General features: G+C 46.5%; 17 protein-coding genes and 2 pseudogenes. 5 read left to right on the top strand and 14 right to left on the bottom strand.

The window, feature by feature from the left end; translation table 11 throughout:
- Positions 1-185: 185 nt before the first annotated feature.
- The 5 genes from M1E03_RS02255 to btr form a co-directional block, all read right to left on the bottom strand.
- Positions 186-1,034, bottom strand: a complete 849-nt coding sequence (locus tag M1E03_RS02255; protein WP_035337887.1) for an alpha/beta hydrolase — start codon at positions 1,032-1,034, stop codon at positions 186-188.
- A 40-nt stretch (positions 1,035-1,074) separates the two neighbouring features.
- Positions 1,075-2,094 carry a FecCD family ABC transporter permease gene (locus tag M1E03_RS02250; protein WP_020453236.1) on the bottom strand — a complete coding sequence of 340 codons (1,020 nt, stop codon included), beginning with the start codon at positions 2,092-2,094 and terminating at the stop codon, positions 1,075-1,077.
- Positions 2,087-3,091, bottom strand: coding sequence for a FecCD family ABC transporter permease (locus M1E03_RS02245; protein WP_101561370.1), 1,005 nt, complete (start codon positions 3,089-3,091; stop codon positions 2,087-2,089). Before M1E03_RS02245 ends, M1E03_RS02250 begins: the two co-directional genes overlap by 8 nt.
- 17 nt (positions 3,092-3,108) lie before the next feature.
- Positions 3,109-4,065 (bottom strand): iron-hydroxamate ABC transporter substrate-binding protein, encoded by a 957-nt coding sequence (locus M1E03_RS02240; RefSeq protein WP_096748368.1) that lies wholly within the window; start codon positions 4,063-4,065, stop codon positions 3,109-3,111.
- A gap of 91 nt (positions 4,066-4,156) precedes the next feature.
- The gene (gene btr, locus M1E03_RS02235) at positions 4,157-5,752 is read right to left on the bottom strand and encodes a bacillibactin transport transcriptional regulator Btr (protein ID WP_025810651.1); all 1,596 of its coding nucleotides are present in this window, start codon (positions 5,750-5,752) and stop codon (positions 4,157-4,159) included.
- 335 nt (positions 5,753-6,087) lie between these two features.
- Between btr and M1E03_RS02230 the strand changes: the two genes are divergently transcribed.
- On the top strand, positions 6,088-6,474 hold the full coding sequence (locus M1E03_RS02230) for a DUF5362 family protein (protein WP_031305133.1): 387 nt from the start codon (positions 6,088-6,090) through the stop codon (positions 6,472-6,474).
- 45 nt (positions 6,475-6,519) lie between these two features.
- Here the strand turns inward: M1E03_RS02230 and M1E03_RS02225 are convergent.
- Positions 6,520-6,609 (bottom strand): annotated as a pseudogene (locus M1E03_RS02225) (NAD(P)-dependent oxidoreductase); the annotation flags it as partial.
- Between the two features lie 111 nt (positions 6,610-6,720).
- Between M1E03_RS02225 and M1E03_RS02220 the strand changes: the two are divergent.
- A complete protein-coding gene (locus M1E03_RS02220; RefSeq protein WP_025810650.1) occupies positions 6,721-7,233 on the top strand; it encodes a GNAT family N-acetyltransferase in 513 nt (170 codons plus the stop codon).
- A 73-nt stretch (positions 7,234-7,306) separates the two neighbouring features.
- Here M1E03_RS02220 and M1E03_RS02215 read toward each other — a convergent pair.
- Together M1E03_RS02215 and M1E03_RS02210 are read right to left on the bottom strand one after the other, a co-directional pair.
- A pseudogene (locus M1E03_RS02215) lies at positions 7,307-7,476 on the bottom strand (SOS response-associated peptidase family protein); the annotation flags it as partial.
- A gap of 69 nt (positions 7,477-7,545) precedes the next feature.
- The gene (locus tag M1E03_RS02210) at positions 7,546-7,947 is read right to left on the bottom strand and encodes an Rrf2 family transcriptional regulator (RefSeq protein ID WP_020453242.1); all 402 of its coding nucleotides are present in this window, start codon (positions 7,945-7,947) and stop codon (positions 7,546-7,548) included.
- Positions 7,948-8,121: 174 nt separating this feature from the next.
- On the opposite strand from M1E03_RS02210, the gene M1E03_RS02205 reads away from it, so the two are divergent.
- Positions 8,122-8,505, top strand: a complete 384-nt coding sequence (locus M1E03_RS02205) for a GRAM domain-containing protein (protein ID WP_023857097.1) — start codon at positions 8,122-8,124, stop codon at positions 8,503-8,505.
- Between the two features lie 38 nt (positions 8,506-8,543).
- Here the strand turns inward: M1E03_RS02205 and M1E03_RS02200 are convergent, their stop codons facing one another.
- The 3 genes from M1E03_RS02200 to fdhD all read right to left on the bottom strand — a co-directional run bounded on the left by M1E03_RS02200 (position 8,544) and on the right by fdhD (position 11,007).
- Entirely contained in the window at positions 8,544-9,023 is a 480-nt protein-coding gene (locus tag M1E03_RS02200) for a hypothetical protein (protein ID WP_023857096.1), read from the bottom strand.
- Between the two features lie 152 nt (positions 9,024-9,175).
- Positions 9,176-10,201, bottom strand: a complete 1,026-nt coding sequence (gene moaA, locus M1E03_RS02195; protein ID WP_023857094.1) for a GTP 3',8-cyclase MoaA — start codon at positions 10,199-10,201, stop codon at positions 9,176-9,178.
- Positions 10,202-10,215: 14 nt separating this feature from the next.
- Positions 10,216-11,007 carry a formate dehydrogenase accessory sulfurtransferase FdhD gene (gene fdhD / locus M1E03_RS02190; protein ID WP_023857093.1) on the bottom strand — a complete coding sequence of 264 codons (792 nt, stop codon included), beginning with the start codon at positions 11,005-11,007 and terminating at the stop codon, positions 10,216-10,218.
- Between the two features lie 266 nt (positions 11,008-11,273).
- Here fdhD and M1E03_RS02185 point away from each other — a divergent pair, with 266 nt between their 5' ends.
- Together M1E03_RS02185 and M1E03_RS02180 are read left to right on the top strand one after the other, a co-directional pair.
- A complete protein-coding gene (locus M1E03_RS02185; protein WP_023857091.1) occupies positions 11,274-12,536 on the top strand; it encodes an L-lactate MFS transporter in 1,263 nt (420 codons plus the stop codon).
- A 33-nt stretch (positions 12,537-12,569) separates the two neighbouring features.
- The gene (locus M1E03_RS02180) at positions 12,570-14,921 is read left to right on the top strand and encodes an FdhF/YdeP family oxidoreductase (RefSeq protein WP_458110644.1); all 2,352 of its coding nucleotides are present in this window, start codon (positions 12,570-12,572) and stop codon (positions 14,919-14,921) included.
- 50 nt (positions 14,922-14,971) lie between these two features.
- On the opposite strand, the gene M1E03_RS02175 is transcribed toward M1E03_RS02180, so the two are convergent.
- The 3 genes from M1E03_RS02175 to spoIID form a co-directional block, all read right to left on the bottom strand.
- Positions 14,972-15,664: a VWA domain-containing protein gene (locus M1E03_RS02175; protein ID WP_023857089.1), complete on the bottom strand. Its 693-nt coding sequence runs from the start codon at positions 15,662-15,664 to the stop codon at positions 14,972-14,974.
- Positions 15,665-16,034: 370 nt separating this feature from the next.
- Positions 16,035-16,721, bottom strand: a complete 687-nt coding sequence (locus M1E03_RS02170) for a VWA domain-containing protein (RefSeq protein WP_023857087.1) — start codon at positions 16,719-16,721, stop codon at positions 16,035-16,037.
- A gap of 316 nt (positions 16,722-17,037) precedes the next feature.
- Positions 17,038-18,054, bottom strand: coding sequence for a stage II sporulation protein D (spoIID, locus tag M1E03_RS02165; protein WP_023857085.1), 1,017 nt, complete (start codon positions 18,052-18,054; stop codon positions 17,038-17,040).
- Between the last annotated feature and the right edge of the window lie 132 nt (positions 18,055-18,186).

The raw sequence follows: 18,186 nt of genomic DNA, 5'->3' as shown, positions 1-18,186 counted from the left end.
GTCACTGCCAAAGCTAAATTCTTAATTGATAATGATAATCATTATCGTTCAAAAATATAATATACCAATAAATGCAAACGGTCAAATCGTTTTCGATTGTTTATCCGTATCAATGCTCATGGTATATTATCTGTTATCCATTCTTATCTTTTCTTAAAGCTCGGGGCGCCGGAAGCGCCCCGCTGTCAAACAGGCTTGAAGGCAAACTGGAGCGCTCTGCTGATTAACACAGGCAGAACCGATATATGACCTTCCCCTTTAAATTCATGGTACTCCGCACGAATCCCCTGCTTTTCCAAGGCGGCCAAGCGGGCGGCCAGCCTTTTTGCATTGTCGTTCATCCCGCTTTTATGCGTCTTTTCAAGCTCTCCCGCCCCGAGCAATACCTTTACATCGCCATCCGCTTCCTGCAGCTTCGAAATAAAGTCATGCTCTTCATCAAAAAAGGACGGATGCCAATGGATGGACGGACTTCCGGCGATATATGTCTGAAACAGGGCCGGTTTTGTAAACAGGGTCTGCAGAACAAAAAGTCCGCCAAGGGAATGACCGAAAATCGCCTGCCTTTTCACATCAATCGTGAATTCCTGTTCGATCTCCGGCTTTAACTGCTGTTCGATGAAGGACAGAAAAGCTTTCGCCCCGCCCGGCTCCGGCCAGTCTGCTCCATCGGGTCTCCTGGGCAGCTCGGCGCCCGAATCCGGCAGAGTAAAATCGTAATATCGCCCCCGGTCAAAGGGAGCGTCGGTTTCATAGCCGATGCCGACGATAACGGCCGGCACGACGCCGGTTTTATCGGGACGACGCGACTGCATCCGCAATGCCTCCACCATTGTTCCAAACACGGAATTGGCGTCAAGCAGATAAATTACGGGATATCCTGCGGGCGGCGGTTCCCCAAATGGTTTCGCAATAAAAATCCGGTATGTGCGGCTCCCATCCGTTGAACGCATGCACCGCTGTTCTGTCCCCGGTATCGCCACCGGAATACATTCAGCAGCATTGACAGACTGCTGAAGTTTTTCTTGAGCCATGTGATTCTCCCTTCCCCTCTTTGATTGAGCTAAAAACAGTCTAATGAACCGTCTTTTTTTGTTTAAACAGTAAAAATAAGAAGTAAGGCACACCGAAAATGGCGAGGATGATACCCGCCGGCACTTCGGACGGCTGGAACAGCAGCTTTCCGGCAAAATCGGCACACAATACGAGAAACATCCCGATCAATCCGCTTAACAGCAATGAGTGGCGGTGCAGAACACCGACGAGCCTCCGCGAGATGTGCGGAGCAATCAGGCCGACAAATGCCATGCTTCCGGAGATAGCCACACAGGCGCTGATGATGCCGACACAAGCCGTCAGCAGCACCACTTTTTCAACATTGGCGGATACGCCGAGACTCTTCACCGTATCTTCATGAAAGCGAATGGTATCGAGCAGGCCGGATTTTGTCAGCAGGAATGGGATGAGAAGCAACAGCCACGGCAGTGCCGCTTGAATATACGTCCAATTCGCTGACCAGATGCTCCCGTTTTTCCAAACCATGGCCATTTCGTGGTCATTCGGATTCATCTTCAATGACAGGTACAGCGAAATAGCGCTGAAACCCGAATTGATCGCGATCCCAACGAGAATAATTCTGCCCGAATCCAAGTTGCCGCCATGCCAGGCAAACATAAAAATGAATATCGCCGCCAAAATGCCCCCGATCAAGCCGAAGAATGGCATCCCCATTGCAGCGAGCAGGCTTGTCGTTTCAGTCTGGCCTTGAAAGATCAGCATGTAGCCGACGATTGCTGCACCCGCACCGGCATTAATCCCCAGGATTCCCGGGTCAGCCAGTCCGTTCCTTGTCATCGCCTGGATAACGGAACCGGCAATGCCGAGCCCAAGACCCACGAGTGCTGCCGTCACAATCCTTGGAAGACGCAGCTCAAAAAGAAGAATGGCGTATTGCTCATTCGGATTGATGTGAAGCAATGTTGATAACAGCTCAGCCGGATGTGCGACAAACGATCCTATTGTTATGCTGAGATAACAGATTGTGAGAATCAGCACAATAAAAACAGCATAGATGACTGCAACTTTTTTAGGCACGCTGCTCCCCTCCTTTTCTTTTGATCAAATAAAGGAAGAAAGGAACGCCGATCACCGAAGTGACGACTTCAATCGGTGTCTCAAACGGATAGTTGAGCAGCCGGCTGAGAAGATCGGCCAGCGTCAAAAAAATGCCGCCGAGAACGCAGGAGCATGGAATCATCCGGCTGTAATCCGCCCCGACGAGAAAACGCGTAATATGCGGTACAATCAGTCCGACAAAAGCAATTTTTCCCGCCATGGCGACGGAGCAGCCTGTCAGAATGACAACCGCTGCCATCGCTGTCCATTTGACGGCCTGCTTTTTCTGGCCGAGGCTTTCGGAAATGTCATCTCCCAATGATAAAGCTGTCACTTTTTTGCTGAGAGAGAGTGCCAGAATGATGCCGATCACAAAAAACGGCACAGCATACTTCAGCAGCTCGGGATTCAATTGATGCAGCCTGGCGCTGTACCAGAAGCTGACGTCCTGGGAAATTTGAAAGTAAATCGACATCGCCGCTGACAGACTGCTGAGCAGCATGCTTGTGACCGTTCCGATGATGGCAAGCTGAACCGGCATAAAACCGTTTGGAATCACCGAGGCGAGGCCGAAGACGAGGCCGGCGCCAACGGCTGATCCGATAAACGAATAGCCCATCATCTCCAGGGAAGTCGAACCCGGAATCAACACCATCAGCAGCGTGATCACGAATGCTGATCCGTCGGAAACACCCATAATCGACGGAGAAGCTAAATAATTTCGGGTAATGCCCTGCATAAGCGCACCGGACACCGCCAGCGCCGCTCCGATTAAAAGAGCGCCGGCAGCGCGCGGAAGGCGGGAATGCCAAATGATTTGATGATCTGTGTTGCCCGGATCAAAATGCAGCAGCGCTGAAAAAATCACTTCGGGCTCAAGCTGTTTTGCACCGTAACATACCGACAGAAAAACGGACAGCAGTATGGCAAACGGAGCAGAAATCATAATGATGCGGGTCATTTGCTTTGAATGCATAGCTCAAGGAACCTTTTCTATTTGTTCTGCGCCAATTTCTCAGCTGCAGCCTTTAAAAATTCAACCTTGCTCCATGCCGTGCCGCCCTGCGCAAGCGGATCTACAGCATTGACAAATACATGGTCATTTTTCACTGCAGAAATGCTTTTCCAAATTGGATTATTCTCTAGATCTTTCAGCGCATTCGGCTTGTCTGCATTCTCATCGTCAGAGAATTGAACAAACATATAGTCCGGATTCATTTCGCTCAGTTTTTCTAAAGAAACTAACTCCTGGGCTTTTGCCGCCTTGACTTCTTTTGGAGCTGTGAAACCCAGCTCGCCGTATAATGTGGAATTAAAGAATACGTCTTCCGGATAGATAAAGACATTGCCTTGTCTAATTCTGACAACGAGCGCTTTTGTATCTTTGGCCGTTTTCTCAAGCTTTGTTTTTGCTTCCTTAAGGTCTGCTTCATAATCCGAAATAATCTGCTTCGCTTTATCTTCTTTGCCTGTCAGTTCAGCCAGCAGCTTTAAATTGTCTTTCCAATTTGAAGAAACGTGGGAAACAGGAATCGTCGTCGCGATGTTATCCAGTTTTTTCACCACTTTATCGGGAAATTTCGTTGAAGCCAGGATGACATCCGGTTTAAGCTCAAGAATTTTCTCTAGGTTCGGTTCTGTTTTTTCGCCGACGGCAGCTGCTTTGTCAGTAATGCTCTTGAACAGGTCCGGGAACTTTCCGGAGAAGGAAATGGCACCGGCCGGGTGAACATCCAGAAGCTTGGCATCTTCCATCGATTCCACGCTTCCCGTAATGACGATTTGTTCGGCCGGGGTCTTCACCTTGTATGTATGATCGAGGTACTCGATGCTTTTCTCAGCTGATGCTGAGCTCTTGCCATCGCCGCCCGCCTTTTCTTTGCTGTTCCCGCATCCCGCTGCGCCAAACGCGAGAAGGAGAATAAATAATAAGATTGATAGTTTTCTCATCTGACTGAGACCCCCTGATTTAATTGATAACTATTATCAATTAAAATTATAGGTAAGCCTCTTCGATAACACCATGGATTATATCCGGCAATTAAAATGGATTTTTTCCGGACAGCAGCCGAACCGCCTGGCGAATGATTCGTTCATGGCTGCATGCGGAATATTCCCGCCAAGGATCTGAATTCACCTGATACACCCGGTGATGCCGCACCGCTTTCAAATCCTGCCATGCAGCCGACTGCTGCAGCTCCCGGTAGAATGCCAGCGTCTCGGGCTCTTTAAAAATGAAAATCATGATGATATCCGGCTGATATGCCGCAATCGTTTCGATGGAGACGGACCGGTCAATCGGTTCTTCCAGCGATACAGCAGGTTCAAAGCCAAGGTCGCCGAAAAATACATCTTGAACAGAGCGGTTATGCGCCAGATAAATCTCGTGTTTATGCAGGCGCAAAAACAAAAAACTTCGGCGTCCGCAGATTGGATAAAGCGTTTCTTTTGCGGTTTCGATGAGACGCTGGTAAGACAGCAGCCATTTCTGAGCCTCCGCTTCTTCATCCAAATGGGATGCGGTCAGCATAAAATGCCTCCTCCATTGTTCCTGTGAAGGCAAAAAGAAGACATCGGCGATCGACTGGAGTTGTTTCCGTTCCTCGTGAGACACGCTGTCCATGCTGATAATGAGCTCAGGGGCAGCCGATGACAATGTCCGCAGGTTTTCTTCCCACGGCTCGTGAAAGCGGTAAGCGCTCAGATGAACCGGAATATCTGCCGCGTAATGTTTATAGTAATACGATGTCCACTTCGGATGCAGAGAAGCTGCGTAAGGAATGAGGTGCAGCGGTATCAGCTGACCGATCGTATTCTGGCCGTAGGCCGCCAGTTTCCTGCGCCTTTTTTTCATATAAACGGTCGGGGATAAGCCCGTATGCTTCTTAAATGTCCTGCTGAAATAAAATTCATCCTGATACCCGATTTGGCTTGAGATTTCCCTCAGCTTGTAGCTTGCTTTTGCCATCAGCTGCTTTGCTTTCGTCATCCGCGTCTCAGTGATAAACTCTGTCACGCTTCGACCGTACAGCTTTTTGAACGTTTCGCTGTAGTGCTTCGCGCTGATTCCGGCCATTTGCGCGAGTTGATCAAGCGTCAGGTGTGCATCTGAATGCTCTTCAATATACTCCTTTGTTTTTCCTATGGCTGATGCGGTGTTTTCGGGATGGGTCAGTTTAGCCGAATAGATATCGTACAAAAGCTGCTGCAGGTCTGCTTGGCATTTCAGCTCCTGGAGTGCTGAAGATGCCGGCCATAAGGCGGAAAGTTCCTGAAGGCGGGAGGCCAGATTTCCGACAGAATGGACATTCATCATCTGAAGGTCGGAAAAAACGTCAGGATCGGTGTCTGCTTCAAGTGTCAGGCGGCGGTCGTCATAGCTGTAGGGCTGCAGCCTGATGAGATACCCGCTGATTTCAGCTGACGAAGCTGTGATTCCGAATGTTTCATAAGGCGGAACAATATACAGCGTTTCTTTTTGGAGCGGACTGCCTGATGCCTGTATATCAATTCTCCCTTCACCCTTCAAGTGAAAGATCAAAACAAAAGAGTCTGCCAGCTGCTGTTCATCCGGAAGATCGCCGGGCTTTCTAATATGATCGACTTGCAAGAGACGATAGAAATAAGAAGATTTCATAGAAAAACCGCCTTTCTTAACACCAGTAATATCACAAAAATAAAAATGCCCCTAAAACAATATGGTAAATTGGTTGCGGGGTTCTGGTCCGGCACAAAATACCAGTTTGCAAGGTGCATTTCACATCACTTATAGCAATATGCTTCTTACGATTTACTATAACACAGTCGCTTTTATTGGGGAATAATGTTGTCAGTGCGGTCATTTGCCCAATGTGCACTTTAAAATATAATAAAAAATCAATACTTATCATTTCAATATCTTTTTGCCTGGTGTATAACTATAGAGAAATGACTATATTATTTAAAGGGAAGGCGTGACTTCTTATTTTGGAAATGACATCCAGCATGAAAAAATCGCTTGATGCGATTGCAAAATGGGGGAAAATAACCGGCGTTTTTATGATTATCGGCGGAGGCATCTATGCCTTCTTCGGAATTTCTTTGCTTATCATCGGAGCCGCTCCAGGTGTGCTGATGATTTTTTCGGGGATCTACCTTATAAAATCGGCAAACGCCGCTCAGAAAATGAGTGATGACATGCCGCAAGAACCGCATGAAGCCTTGCTTGACAACTATGTGAAGTTTATGAAATGGCAATTTTTCTTCTTACTATCCATTATTGTGATCTTTATTTTATGCATAGTCGCCTTTTTCTTCCTCATCTTTTTAGGTATTCTTACTGATTTACACAGCGGATATGATCCTTATTATTATGAATGAAAATCAAAAGCCTGTCTCGGGAATTGATCCCAAGACAGGCTTTTATTATTCGGCTTCACCGACAACAGTGAAACGCTCATTGATATGCTCGCCTTTTTCAGCCTCGTCCACCACTGCAATGGCATAGTCTGCATGAAGATACAGGCTGAGCTACTTGCTTTGTGCCAGATTGTTGAATAAGGATCGTCTTTAAAGAGGTCATTGTTGTCTTAATATCGAAATAAAGAGTGATGGGAGGTTCGTTTCATGCATATCACAACAGAAAGGTTATTGATACGTGAATTTGAATTTAAAGATTGGCAAGCTGTATATGAGTATACATCAGATATTAATGTGATGAAGTATATACCGGAAGGCGTTTTTACTGAAGAAGATGCAAAGGCATTTGTAAATAAAAACAAAGGGAATAACGCTGAAAAATTCCCTGTCATACTAATGGATGAAGATTTACTTATAGGCCATATTGTTTTTCATAAGTATTTTGGTGAACATACATATGAGATCGGGTGGGTGTTTAATCGTAAATATCAAAATAAAGGGTATGCTTCTGAAGCAGCAGAAGCTATCTTGAAATATGGATTTAAAGAAATGAACTTACATAGGATTATAGCTACGTGTCAACCTGAGAATATTCCATCATACCGAGTGATGGAGAAGATTGGAATGAGAAGAGAAGGCTTCTTTAAAAAATGTATTCCCAAAGACAATGAATGGTGGGATGAATATTATTACGCTATTTTAAAGGAAGAGTGGAATTGAACGATGTTGAATTGGCGATACAACAAAATATCACCGATTACTTAGAACATAGTAGCTAAGCGAAGGTGATATATTAAGCGATATGCTTCCCTACATCAACATCATATGGCTGCAGCAAGCTTTGTAGATATGCAGTTTTAGGTGAGCCCTCCCTTTTCATTCTCATCAGTAAGGATAACCGGCATACGATCATGAATGTCCACCATAGGCCTCATAAGGCTGTGTTGTGATGATTGTGGATGTGTCATCAATAATATTTCCTTATTTGCAACAAAATAAGTTACATGTTGATGATGAAACATCATCTCTTATTTAAAAGAGATGAGTTAAGACGTCTTTAAGAGACTTGCTGGCCAATTCGTTCTCCATCGCCTGCTGAACGCTGTGAAACGTTTGGTCAAGCGTTGTTTGAATTTGTCTTCCAACCGGACAGTTTGGATTCGGCTTGTCATGAATCGCAAACAATTCCTCTTGCGGCTGAACCGCGCGGTAAATATCCAGCAGAGATATATCTTCAGGATCTCTTTTCAGGGTTGCCCCGGCCACTCCCGGCCGCGACGTCAGAATACCGCCTTTTTTGAGCTGGCTGATCATGCGTCTGATCACAACCGGGTTCGTATTGACGCTCCCGGCGATCATTTCCGAAGATTCCCGCGGGTTTGCAGCGATTAAAGACAAAATATGAATGGCCACTGAAAGACGGGTGTTCACCATAAGTTTTCACCACCGATGTAATTATTATAGTTACAGGATAAGTTTTTTGTCAACTATTATCATATCCTTAATAATCGTAAGAATAAATAAAATTTTTTTCAAACCACCTTCATGTCTCACTTTGGAACTTTTTCATAGGATCTTTCGTATTGATTGATGAAAGGAGTGTTTTCAATGAAAGAGATAGCAGAAGGAAAAGCAGCTTTGGATGTCCGGCTTGAGCCGAATGAAGAGATCAGATCTATTATTCTTTGCGCTTATAACGCGAGACTGTCTGCACGTTACACTCCTTACAGAGGCGTGCTTGCGGCCACTGACAGGCGGCTCATGTTTTATTCTTCTCTGTTTGGCGCCCCTTTTCACCTTGACATCCGCTATGATACCATCTCCTCGTTCCGCCGAGAAAAAGGGCTGATAACAGGAGGCGATCACCTCGTCGTGATGAACGACGGGGATCGGGAAGCATTTCAATATTTTAGCGGCTGTGATCCTTTGGAAACATTCATCGAATCCGTTCGAAAGCTAAGGAAACTGCCTGAAGACATCATGCATGTCTGAAAAACGCCGGCTTCGGGTTGTGCCCGCAGCCGGCATACTCAATTATTAATCTCGTACTTCTCCCCATATCTCAGCACTTTATAAATTGCCATTCCATCAGATAGATGATTTTCGGAATATCTCACGGGAATCAGAGCAAAAAATACATAATAGGTTGAAAAATAAACAAACTGGTAGAAAAAAATATTTTCGGGTATGATGTCTTTGATAATCAGCAGATTGACAATAAAAATAGACGCTAAATTAAACAGCGATCCGCCGGCATAAATCATCGCATTCGTAAAACGGTTATCGTATTTCAGATCTCCGTATTTGCAGAAGGAATCCATGAAGTAAACACTTCTGATTTGCACAGGGCCGATTTTCAGCAATTTTTTGCCCATCCCGATTTCAAGCGAAGATTTCCCGCCGAACAACACCGCCATGACGCTGTGGCCCAAGACATGAAGCACCGACACGGCGGGAAAAACGATCAAGAACGACCAGAAGAATTTGACAATATCCTGCAGTCCGAACATTCAATCATCCTTTCTGTTTCAGCCCATGTTTTTTAAAGAATTTCCGCTTTTCCCCCCGTATCAAACCTGTCAATATGCAAGTCAAGCCGGCCTCTGAAGCATGAAAAAAACCGCCCATCTTTTCAATGGACGGCTCTCTCCAAGGCGGTCAATTATCCTCCTATATAGGACATTTCAACCTTTTTCCGCGGAGCCGCTTTTGAAAGAGCGCGGTCGAGCGAATACTGGTCATCGCGATTCCGCCAGACGGTGCCGATCGCCTTAGCCAGCTCCTGATCGGTCTGCCCGCTTCTGATCAGAGTTCTTAAATCAAACCCGCTCGATGCGAAAAGACATGTGAAAAGCTCGCCTTTCGCTGATAGTCTTGCTCTGTTGCACGTGCTGCAAAAAGCATCGGATACAGAAGAGATAAAACCGATTTCTCCTGAACCGTCCAGATATCCGTACCGTTTGGCGACTTCTCCTTTGTAGTTCGGGTCGATCGGTTCAACCGGCATGTCTTCATTGATGATCCGGATGATATCCGCTTTTGTCACCACTGACTGACGGTTCCATTCATTTGTGTTCCCGACATCCATAAACTCAATAAACCGCAAAATATGGCCTTTTTCTTTAAAATAGCGGGCCATCGGCAAAATATCCTTTTCATTGACCCCTTTTTGGACGACCATGTTGATCTTGACGCCGAGTCCGGCCTCTTTCGCCGCTTCAATTCCGGCCAGCACCTTGCTGACGGAGACGCCTCTGCCGTTGATCGCTTTGAAACGCTCGTCATCCAGGGAATCCAGGCTGACCGTAACCCGTTTCAGCCCCGCTTTTTTCAGCTTGTCAGCGTAAACCGGCAGCAGAACGCCGTTCGTCGTCATCGCAATATCGCGAATCCCTTTGATCTCCGCAAGCTTCCCGACCAATTCCGGCATATCTTTTCTCATCAACGGCTCGCCGCCGGTGAGGCGGATTTTTTCCACCCCGAACTGATGAACAAACAGCTTGGCCAATCGTTCAAGCTCTTCAAAGGACAACAGTTCGCCTTTTGGCAAAAACGGATAATCCTGTCCAAAGATTTCGGCAGGCATGCAATACGTACATCTTAAGTTGCAGCGGTCGGTGACAGAAATTCTTAAATCCCGAAGCGGCCGGCTTTTCTGATCCAAAACTTGTTCACTGTTGTTGTTCACGCCTGTTGCCTCCTTTATGTTAACTGAATTCGCTCGTGATGCGTATATACATTAAATGACCGGTTCCTGGCAAAACCAATCGTCATGATATTCAGCTCCTCTGCCATTTGAATGGCCAGCTCGGTCGGCGCCGACTTGGAAATGACCGCGGAAACCCCGATTTTTGCGGCTTTAAGCAGCACTTCCGAAGAAATTCTGCCGCTGAACACGATCAGCTTGTCGCGCACAGGGACCTGGTGAAGCAGACAATATCCGTACAATTTATCAAGCGCATTATGTCTTCCGATATCAGATCTGACTGCAATCAGCTTGTCAGTGCTGCACAAAGCGGCATTATGAACGCCCCCCGTATGGCGAAAAAGCTTGCTGTTTTTCTGCATGTCGCGCATCAGCGCCAAACAGTTCTCAGGCGTAATGGTCACGCCGTCAATCGCCGTTTTTGCGGTTTTGACGTCCTGCTGGAAATAAAAATGCCGCCCTTTTCCGCAGCAGGAGCCGATCACCCGCTTCGTGTAATCCTTCAGTACCAGCTTTTTTGAGCTGACAAGGTCGACATATGCGAATCCGAGACTTTCATCTATTGTAAACCTTTTAATCTCATTTTTAAATCGGATCACACCTTCAGACGCGAGAAATCCGATCACCAGTTCTTCCAGGCTGTCCGGCGAACAAACAAGCGTGACAAATTCCTCACCGTTCACCATGACAGTCAGGGGGAATTCCGTTGCCATCTGATCTTCTTGCTGTGTCATCTCTCCATTATCATAACGGAAAATTTTTCGGCTTGTTGTGATGTTTTTCCCCATGAATAAACCCCGCCCCTTTGTTTCTTATCATATCTATTACTATACTCGTCTATCATGCCGTTTCACAACCGTTAGGTCAAATTTGGAAGCTTCATCTTGTTGATAGCTTGAAAACATGATATTATTTTTTAAAAGTTCAAAAAATATACACTTTTCAAACAGACTGCCTTTCTTCGCAGCAACCCCGGAAACCGCTTTCAAACAATCGCTCCCCGGCAGCCTTCTGTCTTTATGACAAGCCTTTCTTTTCCACAGGAGGTTCTCGCATGAAAAAAGTGAAAAACAGGTGGCTCATTGCTTTATGTGCTGTAGGTATTCATTTGTCTATCGGGTCTGTATACGCATGGAGCGTCTTTACAAACCCGCTCGCTGAAACCTTCGGCTGGAGCCTCAGCCAGATCAGCCTGACGTTCAGCATCGCTATTTTATTTCTCGGTCTTTCAGCCGCATTTTTGGGGCACTTCGTCGAAAAGCACGGCCCTAAAAAAGCAGGCATGCTCGCCGCTCTTTTCTTCGGAGCTGGCGTGACGTTTTCAGGCTTCGCCGTTCAGATCGGCTCCCTTCCCCTGCTTTATTTGTTTTACGGCGTCTTCGGAGGAATCGGACTCGGCGTCGGCTATATTACGCCCGTATCTTCGCTTGTTAAATGGTTTCCTGACCGCCGCGGCTTGGCTACGGGGCTAGCCATTATGGGATTCGGATTTGCGGCCTTGATCAGCAGCCCGATCATACAGATGCTGATCTCAGCGGTCGGTATAGCCAATACCTTTTTTATTCTCGGCATTTGCTACTTTCTTGTGATGATGCTGTCTTCGCTTTACCTCGCTCCGCCGGAAGACGGCTGGAAGCCTGAAGGATTTTCAACCGAAAAAAACGGAAAGGCGCAAAGCGCCGATATTTCCCAGCTGACGGCAAATGAAGCCATTAAAACGAAACGCTTTTATTATTTATGGCTGATGCTTTTTATTAATGTTACGTGCGGAATCGCCATCATATCCATCGCTTCGCCGCTGGCGCAGGAAAGTGCGGGCATGTCCGCCGCCGCTGCTGCCGCTCTCGTCGGCGTTTTGGGCGCATTTAACGGCTTAGGGCGGATCGGCTGGGCCTCAGCATCTGATTACATCGGCCGGCCGAATACGTATACCGTCTTTTTCGCTGTACAGCTGATCGCCTTTCCGCTTTTGCCGTTTATTTCTGACAAGGCCGTATTCTCTGTTTTGATGGCATTGATCTATACGTGCTATGGAGGCGGGTTTGCCGCAATTCCGGCTTATATCGGGGATTTGTTCGGAACAAAGCAGCTCGGTGCAATTCACGGATACATTTTAACGGCATGGGCGGCGGCAGGACTTGCGGGCCCGATGTTCTCTTCTTGGGTGCGTGATGCAACAGGAAGCTACAGCCAGAGCCTGACGGTTTTCGCAGCACTGTTCGCCATCGGCCTGTTCATTTCGATCTTCATTAGAACCGACATTAAACAGTTGCGAAAAAAAGCGGCGGTTCATGTCTCAAACTCGATAAAAGGATGATCTGGCAGTATCCGCTGGAAAGGAGAGAATGGAATGGGAAAAACAAAGCATGAAGGTCCGATGAAGCTGAATAAAAAACCCGCGCCAAAACTGTGGGCGTCTTGGGCGCCGCTGGGACTCGGAAAGGTAAAGCCAAAGCATATCAGAGATACGATGAAAACGGCGTGGGACAATAAAGACAACCTTTCGTACGCCTACAGAATTTTGACGCAAGGCGTGTGCGACGGCTGTGCGCTCGGTGTATCCGGGCTCCGTGATCAGACGCTCACAGGGCCTCATCTATGCACGACGCGGCTGAACGTCCTCCGCTTAAATACGATGCCTGCGATCGAGGACAAATGGCTGTCCGCCGACATTGAACAGCTGAGAAAGCTGGATAGCACCGAGCTGAGAAAGCTCGGACGTATTCCTTATCCGCTGTCGAGAAAAAAAGGAGAACGGTCGTTTTCGAGAATTTCATGGGACGAAGCACTCAGCCGAATCGCGGACAAAATCAAATCGATTGATAAACGACAGCTCGCCTTTTATTTAACGGCCAGGGGTATTACGAATGAGGTATACTATACAGCCGCAAAAGCGGCTCGGTTTATCGGCACAAACAACATTGACAACGCCTCGCGGATCTGCCACTCGCCAAGCAAAACGGCTTTAAAAAGGTCCCTTGGCATCGGCGCCTCAAGCTGCAGCTACCGAGACTGGATCGGGACGGATGTCCTCGTCTTCTGGGGATCTGTCGCCGCCAATAACCAGCCGGTGTCAACAAAATACATGTATGCCGCCAAAAAAGCGGGAACAAAAATCATTATGATCAACCCGTACCTGGAACCTTCGATGGAGAAATACTGGATTCCATCGATAGCTGAGAGCGCCCTTTTCGGCACCAAAATCACTGATGACGTATACCAAGTCAATATCGGCGGCGACATTGCCTTTATGAACGGGGTAATGAAGCACTGGTTTGAAATGGAACGGGAGGCTCCCGGTTCAAGCATTGACCGCGCTTTTATCGAAGCACACACAAACGGATTCAATGAGCTTAAACAGCATATCGAAAAACAAAATTGGAAGACGCTTGAAGAGTCATCCGGCATATCGAAAGATAGAATGAAAGAATTCGCCATCTTGCTGGCCCGGGCGAAAACCGGCGTTTTCATTTGGAGCATGGGACTCACACAGCACCGTTTTGCGACCGACAACATTTCACAGGTGGCAAATCTCGCCCTTTTACAAGGATTCATCGGCAGAAAGCATTGCGGCGTCATGCCGATCAGAGGGCACAGCGGTGTGCAGGGTTCTGGAGAAATGGGTGCCGATCCTTTCGTCCTGCCAGGCGGTGATTTTGACGAAGAAACTACCGCACGGATCGAGAAGATTTGGGGCTTTCGAATACCGACTTGGCAAGGCGATACGATCGGCCAGACAATCGAAAACATGCTGCTGCCGAACGAAAGCGAAAGAAAAGTAAAAGTGTTTTATACGAGCGGAGGCAACTTTTTGGAAACGATGCCGAACCCCGATTTTATCAAAAAAGCATTACAGGAAGTTGAGATGAGAGTCCATCAGGACATCATCTTCAATACTTCCACCCTTGTCGATGCCAAAGAAGAAGTTATCATTCTCCCCGCAATGACAAGATATGAACAGCCTGGCGGAGGAACCTCGACCAGTACGGAACGGATGGTCTATTTCAGCCCTGAAATTAAAGGACCGCGCATCGGAGAAGCCCGTTCTGAATGGGAAATTTATATGGATCTTGCCAAACGGGTTCGGCCCGCAGACAAAGAACTGATCCATTTTGACGACGCTGCAGAAATCCGTGAAGAAATCGCTGCTGCCAACAGGAATTATGACAGGATTCAGCATTTAAAAAAACGCGGAGATGTCTTTCAATGGGGCGGCGCCTGGCTTTGTGAAGGCGGGATGTGTCCGACGGCAGACGGTAAGGGTAACCTGATCCCCGTCGATCTTCCTGAAAACAGACAAACTGAAGGACGCTTCCTCGTGACGACAAGGAGGGGAAAACAGTTCAACTCGATGATTTATAGTAAAAAAGATCCTTTCAACGCGGCAGATCGCCGGGATGTCATGATCAATCCAAAAGATGCCAAGGAGCTTTATATTCAAGATGGAGAAGCGATCGTTCTATTCAACCGCTACGGAACTTTCCAAGGCTGGGCAAAATATGCCACCGTACAACGCGGAAACACGGCGGTCTACTGGCCGGAAGGAAATGTCCTGATCCCTAAAGGCGTATACGAAAACCATGCCCGTATTCCGGAATACAACACGGCGGTCATGATTGAAAAGGCGGAGATTTTCCATTCAAGAAAAGATCCGCGCTATGCAGAAAAACGAATCGAAGAACTCGAAATGTCGACAGATTAGCTTAACAGAAGGTCGGGACGGCACTGCGGCCGTCCCGCTCTCGTACGGAGTTACTGAGACAGTTTTACGCCTTCTTCTTTCCATACCTTTTTAAAATCAGAAGCTGAGTCGGCTTCAATCAATTTTCCGCCGCCAGCAGCAGCTACTTTTTTAAGCTTAGCTTTTTCTTTCACGGTTTTCACATCAAGTCCAACAATGTTGACGATTGTTTTAATGTTGGATTTGCGCAGATCTTTCGCTGCCTGAACAGGGTCTCCTCCGCATGTTTCTTCACCGTCTGTCACGATGTAAACATAATTCTTACCATCTTTATCGGCAAGATCTTCTTTTACATCATAAAGAGATTTTGCAATCGGAGACCAGCCTGTAGGCTTAATTCCGCTTAAAGCGTTTTCGAACGAGTTGGAAGAAAACGGCTGCAGATCATAGACGGTTTCCGTCGTACCGCAAGATAGTTCTTTTCCGGAGTTTTTATTGTTGCCTTTATGTCCGAACACATTCAGCATAACATTCGCATCGCTTGAAAGCAGGTCAGCAAAGTCGGTTACGGATTCTTTGGCAATATCAAATTTTCTTTCTCCTTCAACCTTTTGTGCCATGCTGCCGCTTGCATCAAGCACAACTGCAACATTGACATCTTTTTTGCTGTTGTCCGCATTTCCGTCTTCAGCCGCGAAAGCAGCAGCCGGAGCCAATGACAAAAGCATGGTGAACGTTGTTAACAGAGTAAACCTTTTTTTCACCTTTCTCACTTTCCTTTCCGCACTTTTTTTCGGACCGAACTTCCGCATGAGATCTAGTCCACCAACATCGTAAAAGAAGGCTTGATAGAAATAAATAGGCCGGATCTCCTTTTCAAATTCACAAATTCTTCATAATCCTTACGATAATCGACCGACACTTCCACTTAAGTCCTACCAAAAAAGTCCGCTAAAAGACCGTTTTCGTCCCAATAAAACAACAGTTACGACAAATTACCCCTCCAAAGGATTCAGCGGGGTTCAACGTTCTGAAACAATAACTTAATATTTGTAAAGTGTTTTACTTGACTTTTGACAATCTTTTCATCAAAAAAGGAAAGCTGCGGAAACATGTCCACAGCTTTTTTCCAGTTTATTTAGAAAGCTCGATTGCTTCCTGAGTGAAAATTCTTTTGATGTCATTTTTGGTTTTTGCTTGGAAATATTCACCGCCGCCAGCTGCTGCGATGCTTGTCAATTGTCCGTGAAAATCTCCTTCATAATCAAAGCCGATTACGTTGACAACCGCATTAGATTTGCGCAGTTCTGTTGCGACTTTTACCGGGTTGCCTCCACATGTTTCCTCACCGTCTGTCAGCAGATAGACGACGTTTTTCCCGTTGTTGTTCTGCTGGTCAAGCGCGTTTTTGGCATCTTGCAGCGCGTTTGCGATCGGTGTCCATCCAGTCGGTCCGATGCCGTTTAATGAATTGCGGAAGCTTTGCTCGTCATACGTTTGGAATCCGTACACTCCTCTGATTGCATTGCAGGATTGTACTTTTCCGGAGTTTTTATTGTTTCCCTCTGAACCGAAAACCCTCATGAGCACGTTTGCATTTTCAAGCTTTGAACCAAAGCTGAACGCCTCATTTTTGGCAAGCTCGTATTTTGAGACTCCGCCGATCTTTTTAGCCATACTGCCGCTTGCATCAAGCATAATCGCGATGTTAGGCGAATCTTCAGCAACTGTTACCTCCTGTTTTTTCTCAGCTGCGAAAGCAGGTGAACCAAGGCTAAGAACCATAGCGGTCAAAATCCCTAATGTCAGCTTCTTCTTCATTTCTCCCTTTCCCCTTTCTTAAATAAAGTCGTTAACACATTAATATCGTAGAAGAACACCAGGGAGAAATAAATAGGGCATGTCTCCTTTTCCTCGTTATTCATTTCAGCATACAACAAGCAGATAAAATAGACTTTATAGCCTGTGAACCCTTATATTGACAAGAGATTCACGGCCTTTTGACGCTGTTCAGCAAGCCCTCCGGCACATGATTCTTGAAATATTTGTATAATATTTTGGCGCACATCAACTTCATGAGAATGCCAAATTTGATGACATTCAAAAAGACGCCGCCAATGAGGCAGACGTCTCTTTATTATTTTTTCGCCATGTATTTATTTAAAAATTCATCAGCATTGGATACGGCTGTTCCTTTGTAATAATACTTGACGATGGCTTCCGCTTTCTTGCCGTCTTTCGCCATATAATGTGCGCCGTATTGGCTCATTCCTACTCCATGTCCAAAACCCCTCGTCGTGACGGTAATCTGATTCCCGTCGCGTTTCCAATCAAAGTCTGCCGATTTGAGGCCGAGCTTTTCACGAATATCTCTTCCCTCAAGCTTCTTTCCATTAATGACAGCAGTCGCTACGCGTTTTCCCGGCGTTCTTTCAGTGATCTTCCCAATGCTGTTTGAGCTGGGCAGCTTCACGCCGAGCTTTTGTTCAAATTCAGTGACAGTAAACGTTTTGTGGTTCAGGAATTTCGGCGACTTTGTATCCCAGGAGCTTTTCACGCTTTGCAGGTACGGAATATCACTTGTCCAATAAGCCCCCGCATTCTCGGTGTACCCGTTGCTCGTCGAGAAAAACGAAGCGTCAATTGGCTTATGATCATAGGTTAAAATTTTGCCTTGCGTACTGGCGACAGCTTCGGTCACTTTTTTGATTTTCCAATCGTAATCTTTCTTCCACAGCCTGCGGAGCTCTTCTTTGTTTTTATACACCTGGAACATCTGCGTATCATCGACGAGCGAGCCCTTCGGCGATCGGACAGCCTGCTCTGATACCATTTGCCTCACAATATATGTGCGGGCCGCGAGCGCTTGTGCTTTCAAAGCTTCGATATCGAAATCAGCCGGCATTTCCGAAGCAACGACACCAATGACATACTCTTCAAGCGGAATGTCTTCAACTTTCCGGTCAGCCGTTCTGTAGACCGGAATTGAAACGGGAGACTCTTTTAAGGTGACTTTCTTTTTTTCCTCGTGTTGCTGAGCGTGCTTTTCTGTTTTGATTGCCCCCGGTCCCCCGTGAAAAGGGAGGACAAGCAGTGTTGGTATGAGTAAAATCAGCATGCAGATTCCTGCTAGTACAATAAATAGCTGTTTCAAATCAGTGCCCCCATTTCTGTTTTGTCTCTTTCATTTTATGGGCGGGGACAAGCTAATATGACTGTACTTTTCAACTGCGGCTGCGTATTTTAAAAGCCATTCTTGTGCATAATGATAGATATGGGAGGCATA

The sequence above is a fragment of the Bacillus sp. PK6-013 genome (assembly GCF_054161445.1).
Note: the sequence above shows the minus strand (reverse complement) of the source record. Positions and strands in the feature narration are given on the sequence as shown.

What these genes read in the sequence shown, in the direction of transcription:
- M1E03_RS02255 (WP_035337887.1), bottom strand. Translation starts at nt 1,034, where the DNA reads ATGGCTCAAGAAAAACTTCAGCAGTCTGTCAATGCTGCTGAATGTATT.
- M1E03_RS02245 (WP_101561370.1), bottom strand. Translation starts at nt 3,091, where the DNA reads ATGCATTCAAAGCAAATGACCCGCATCATTATGATTTCTGCTCCGTTT.
- M1E03_RS02240 (WP_096748368.1), bottom strand. Translation starts at nt 4,065, where the DNA reads ATGAGAAAACTATCAATCTTATTATTTATTCTCCTTCTCGCGTTTGGC.
- btr (WP_025810651.1), bottom strand. Translation starts at nt 5,752, where the DNA reads ATGAAATCTTCTTATTTCTATCGTCTCTTGCAAGTCGATCATATTAGA.
- M1E03_RS02230 (WP_031305133.1), top strand. Translation starts at nt 6,088, where the DNA reads ATGACATCCAGCATGAAAAAATCGCTTGATGCGATTGCAAAATGGGGG.
- M1E03_RS02220 (WP_025810650.1), top strand. Translation starts at nt 6,721, where the DNA reads ATGCATATCACAACAGAAAGGTTATTGATACGTGAATTTGAATTTAAA.
- M1E03_RS02210 (WP_020453242.1), bottom strand. Translation starts at nt 7,947, where the DNA reads ATGGTGAACACCCGTCTTTCAGTGGCCATTCATATTTTGTCTTTAATC.
- M1E03_RS02205 (WP_023857097.1), top strand. Translation starts at nt 8,122, where the DNA reads ATGAAAGAGATAGCAGAAGGAAAAGCAGCTTTGGATGTCCGGCTTGAG.
- M1E03_RS02200 (WP_023857096.1), bottom strand. Translation starts at nt 9,023, where the DNA reads ATGTTCGGACTGCAGGATATTGTCAAATTCTTCTGGTCGTTCTTGATC.
- fdhD (WP_023857093.1), bottom strand. Translation starts at nt 11,007, where the DNA reads ATGGGGAAAAACATCACAACAAGCCGAAAAATTTTCCGTTATGATAAT.
- M1E03_RS02185 (WP_023857091.1), top strand. Translation starts at nt 11,274, where the DNA reads ATGAAAAAAGTGAAAAACAGGTGGCTCATTGCTTTATGTGCTGTAGGT.
- M1E03_RS02180 (WP_458110644.1), top strand. Translation starts at nt 12,570, where the DNA reads ATGGGAAAAACAAAGCATGAAGGTCCGATGAAGCTGAATAAAAAACCC.
- M1E03_RS02170 (WP_023857087.1), bottom strand. Translation starts at nt 16,721, where the DNA reads ATGAAGAAGAAGCTGACATTAGGGATTTTGACCGCTATGGTTCTTAGC.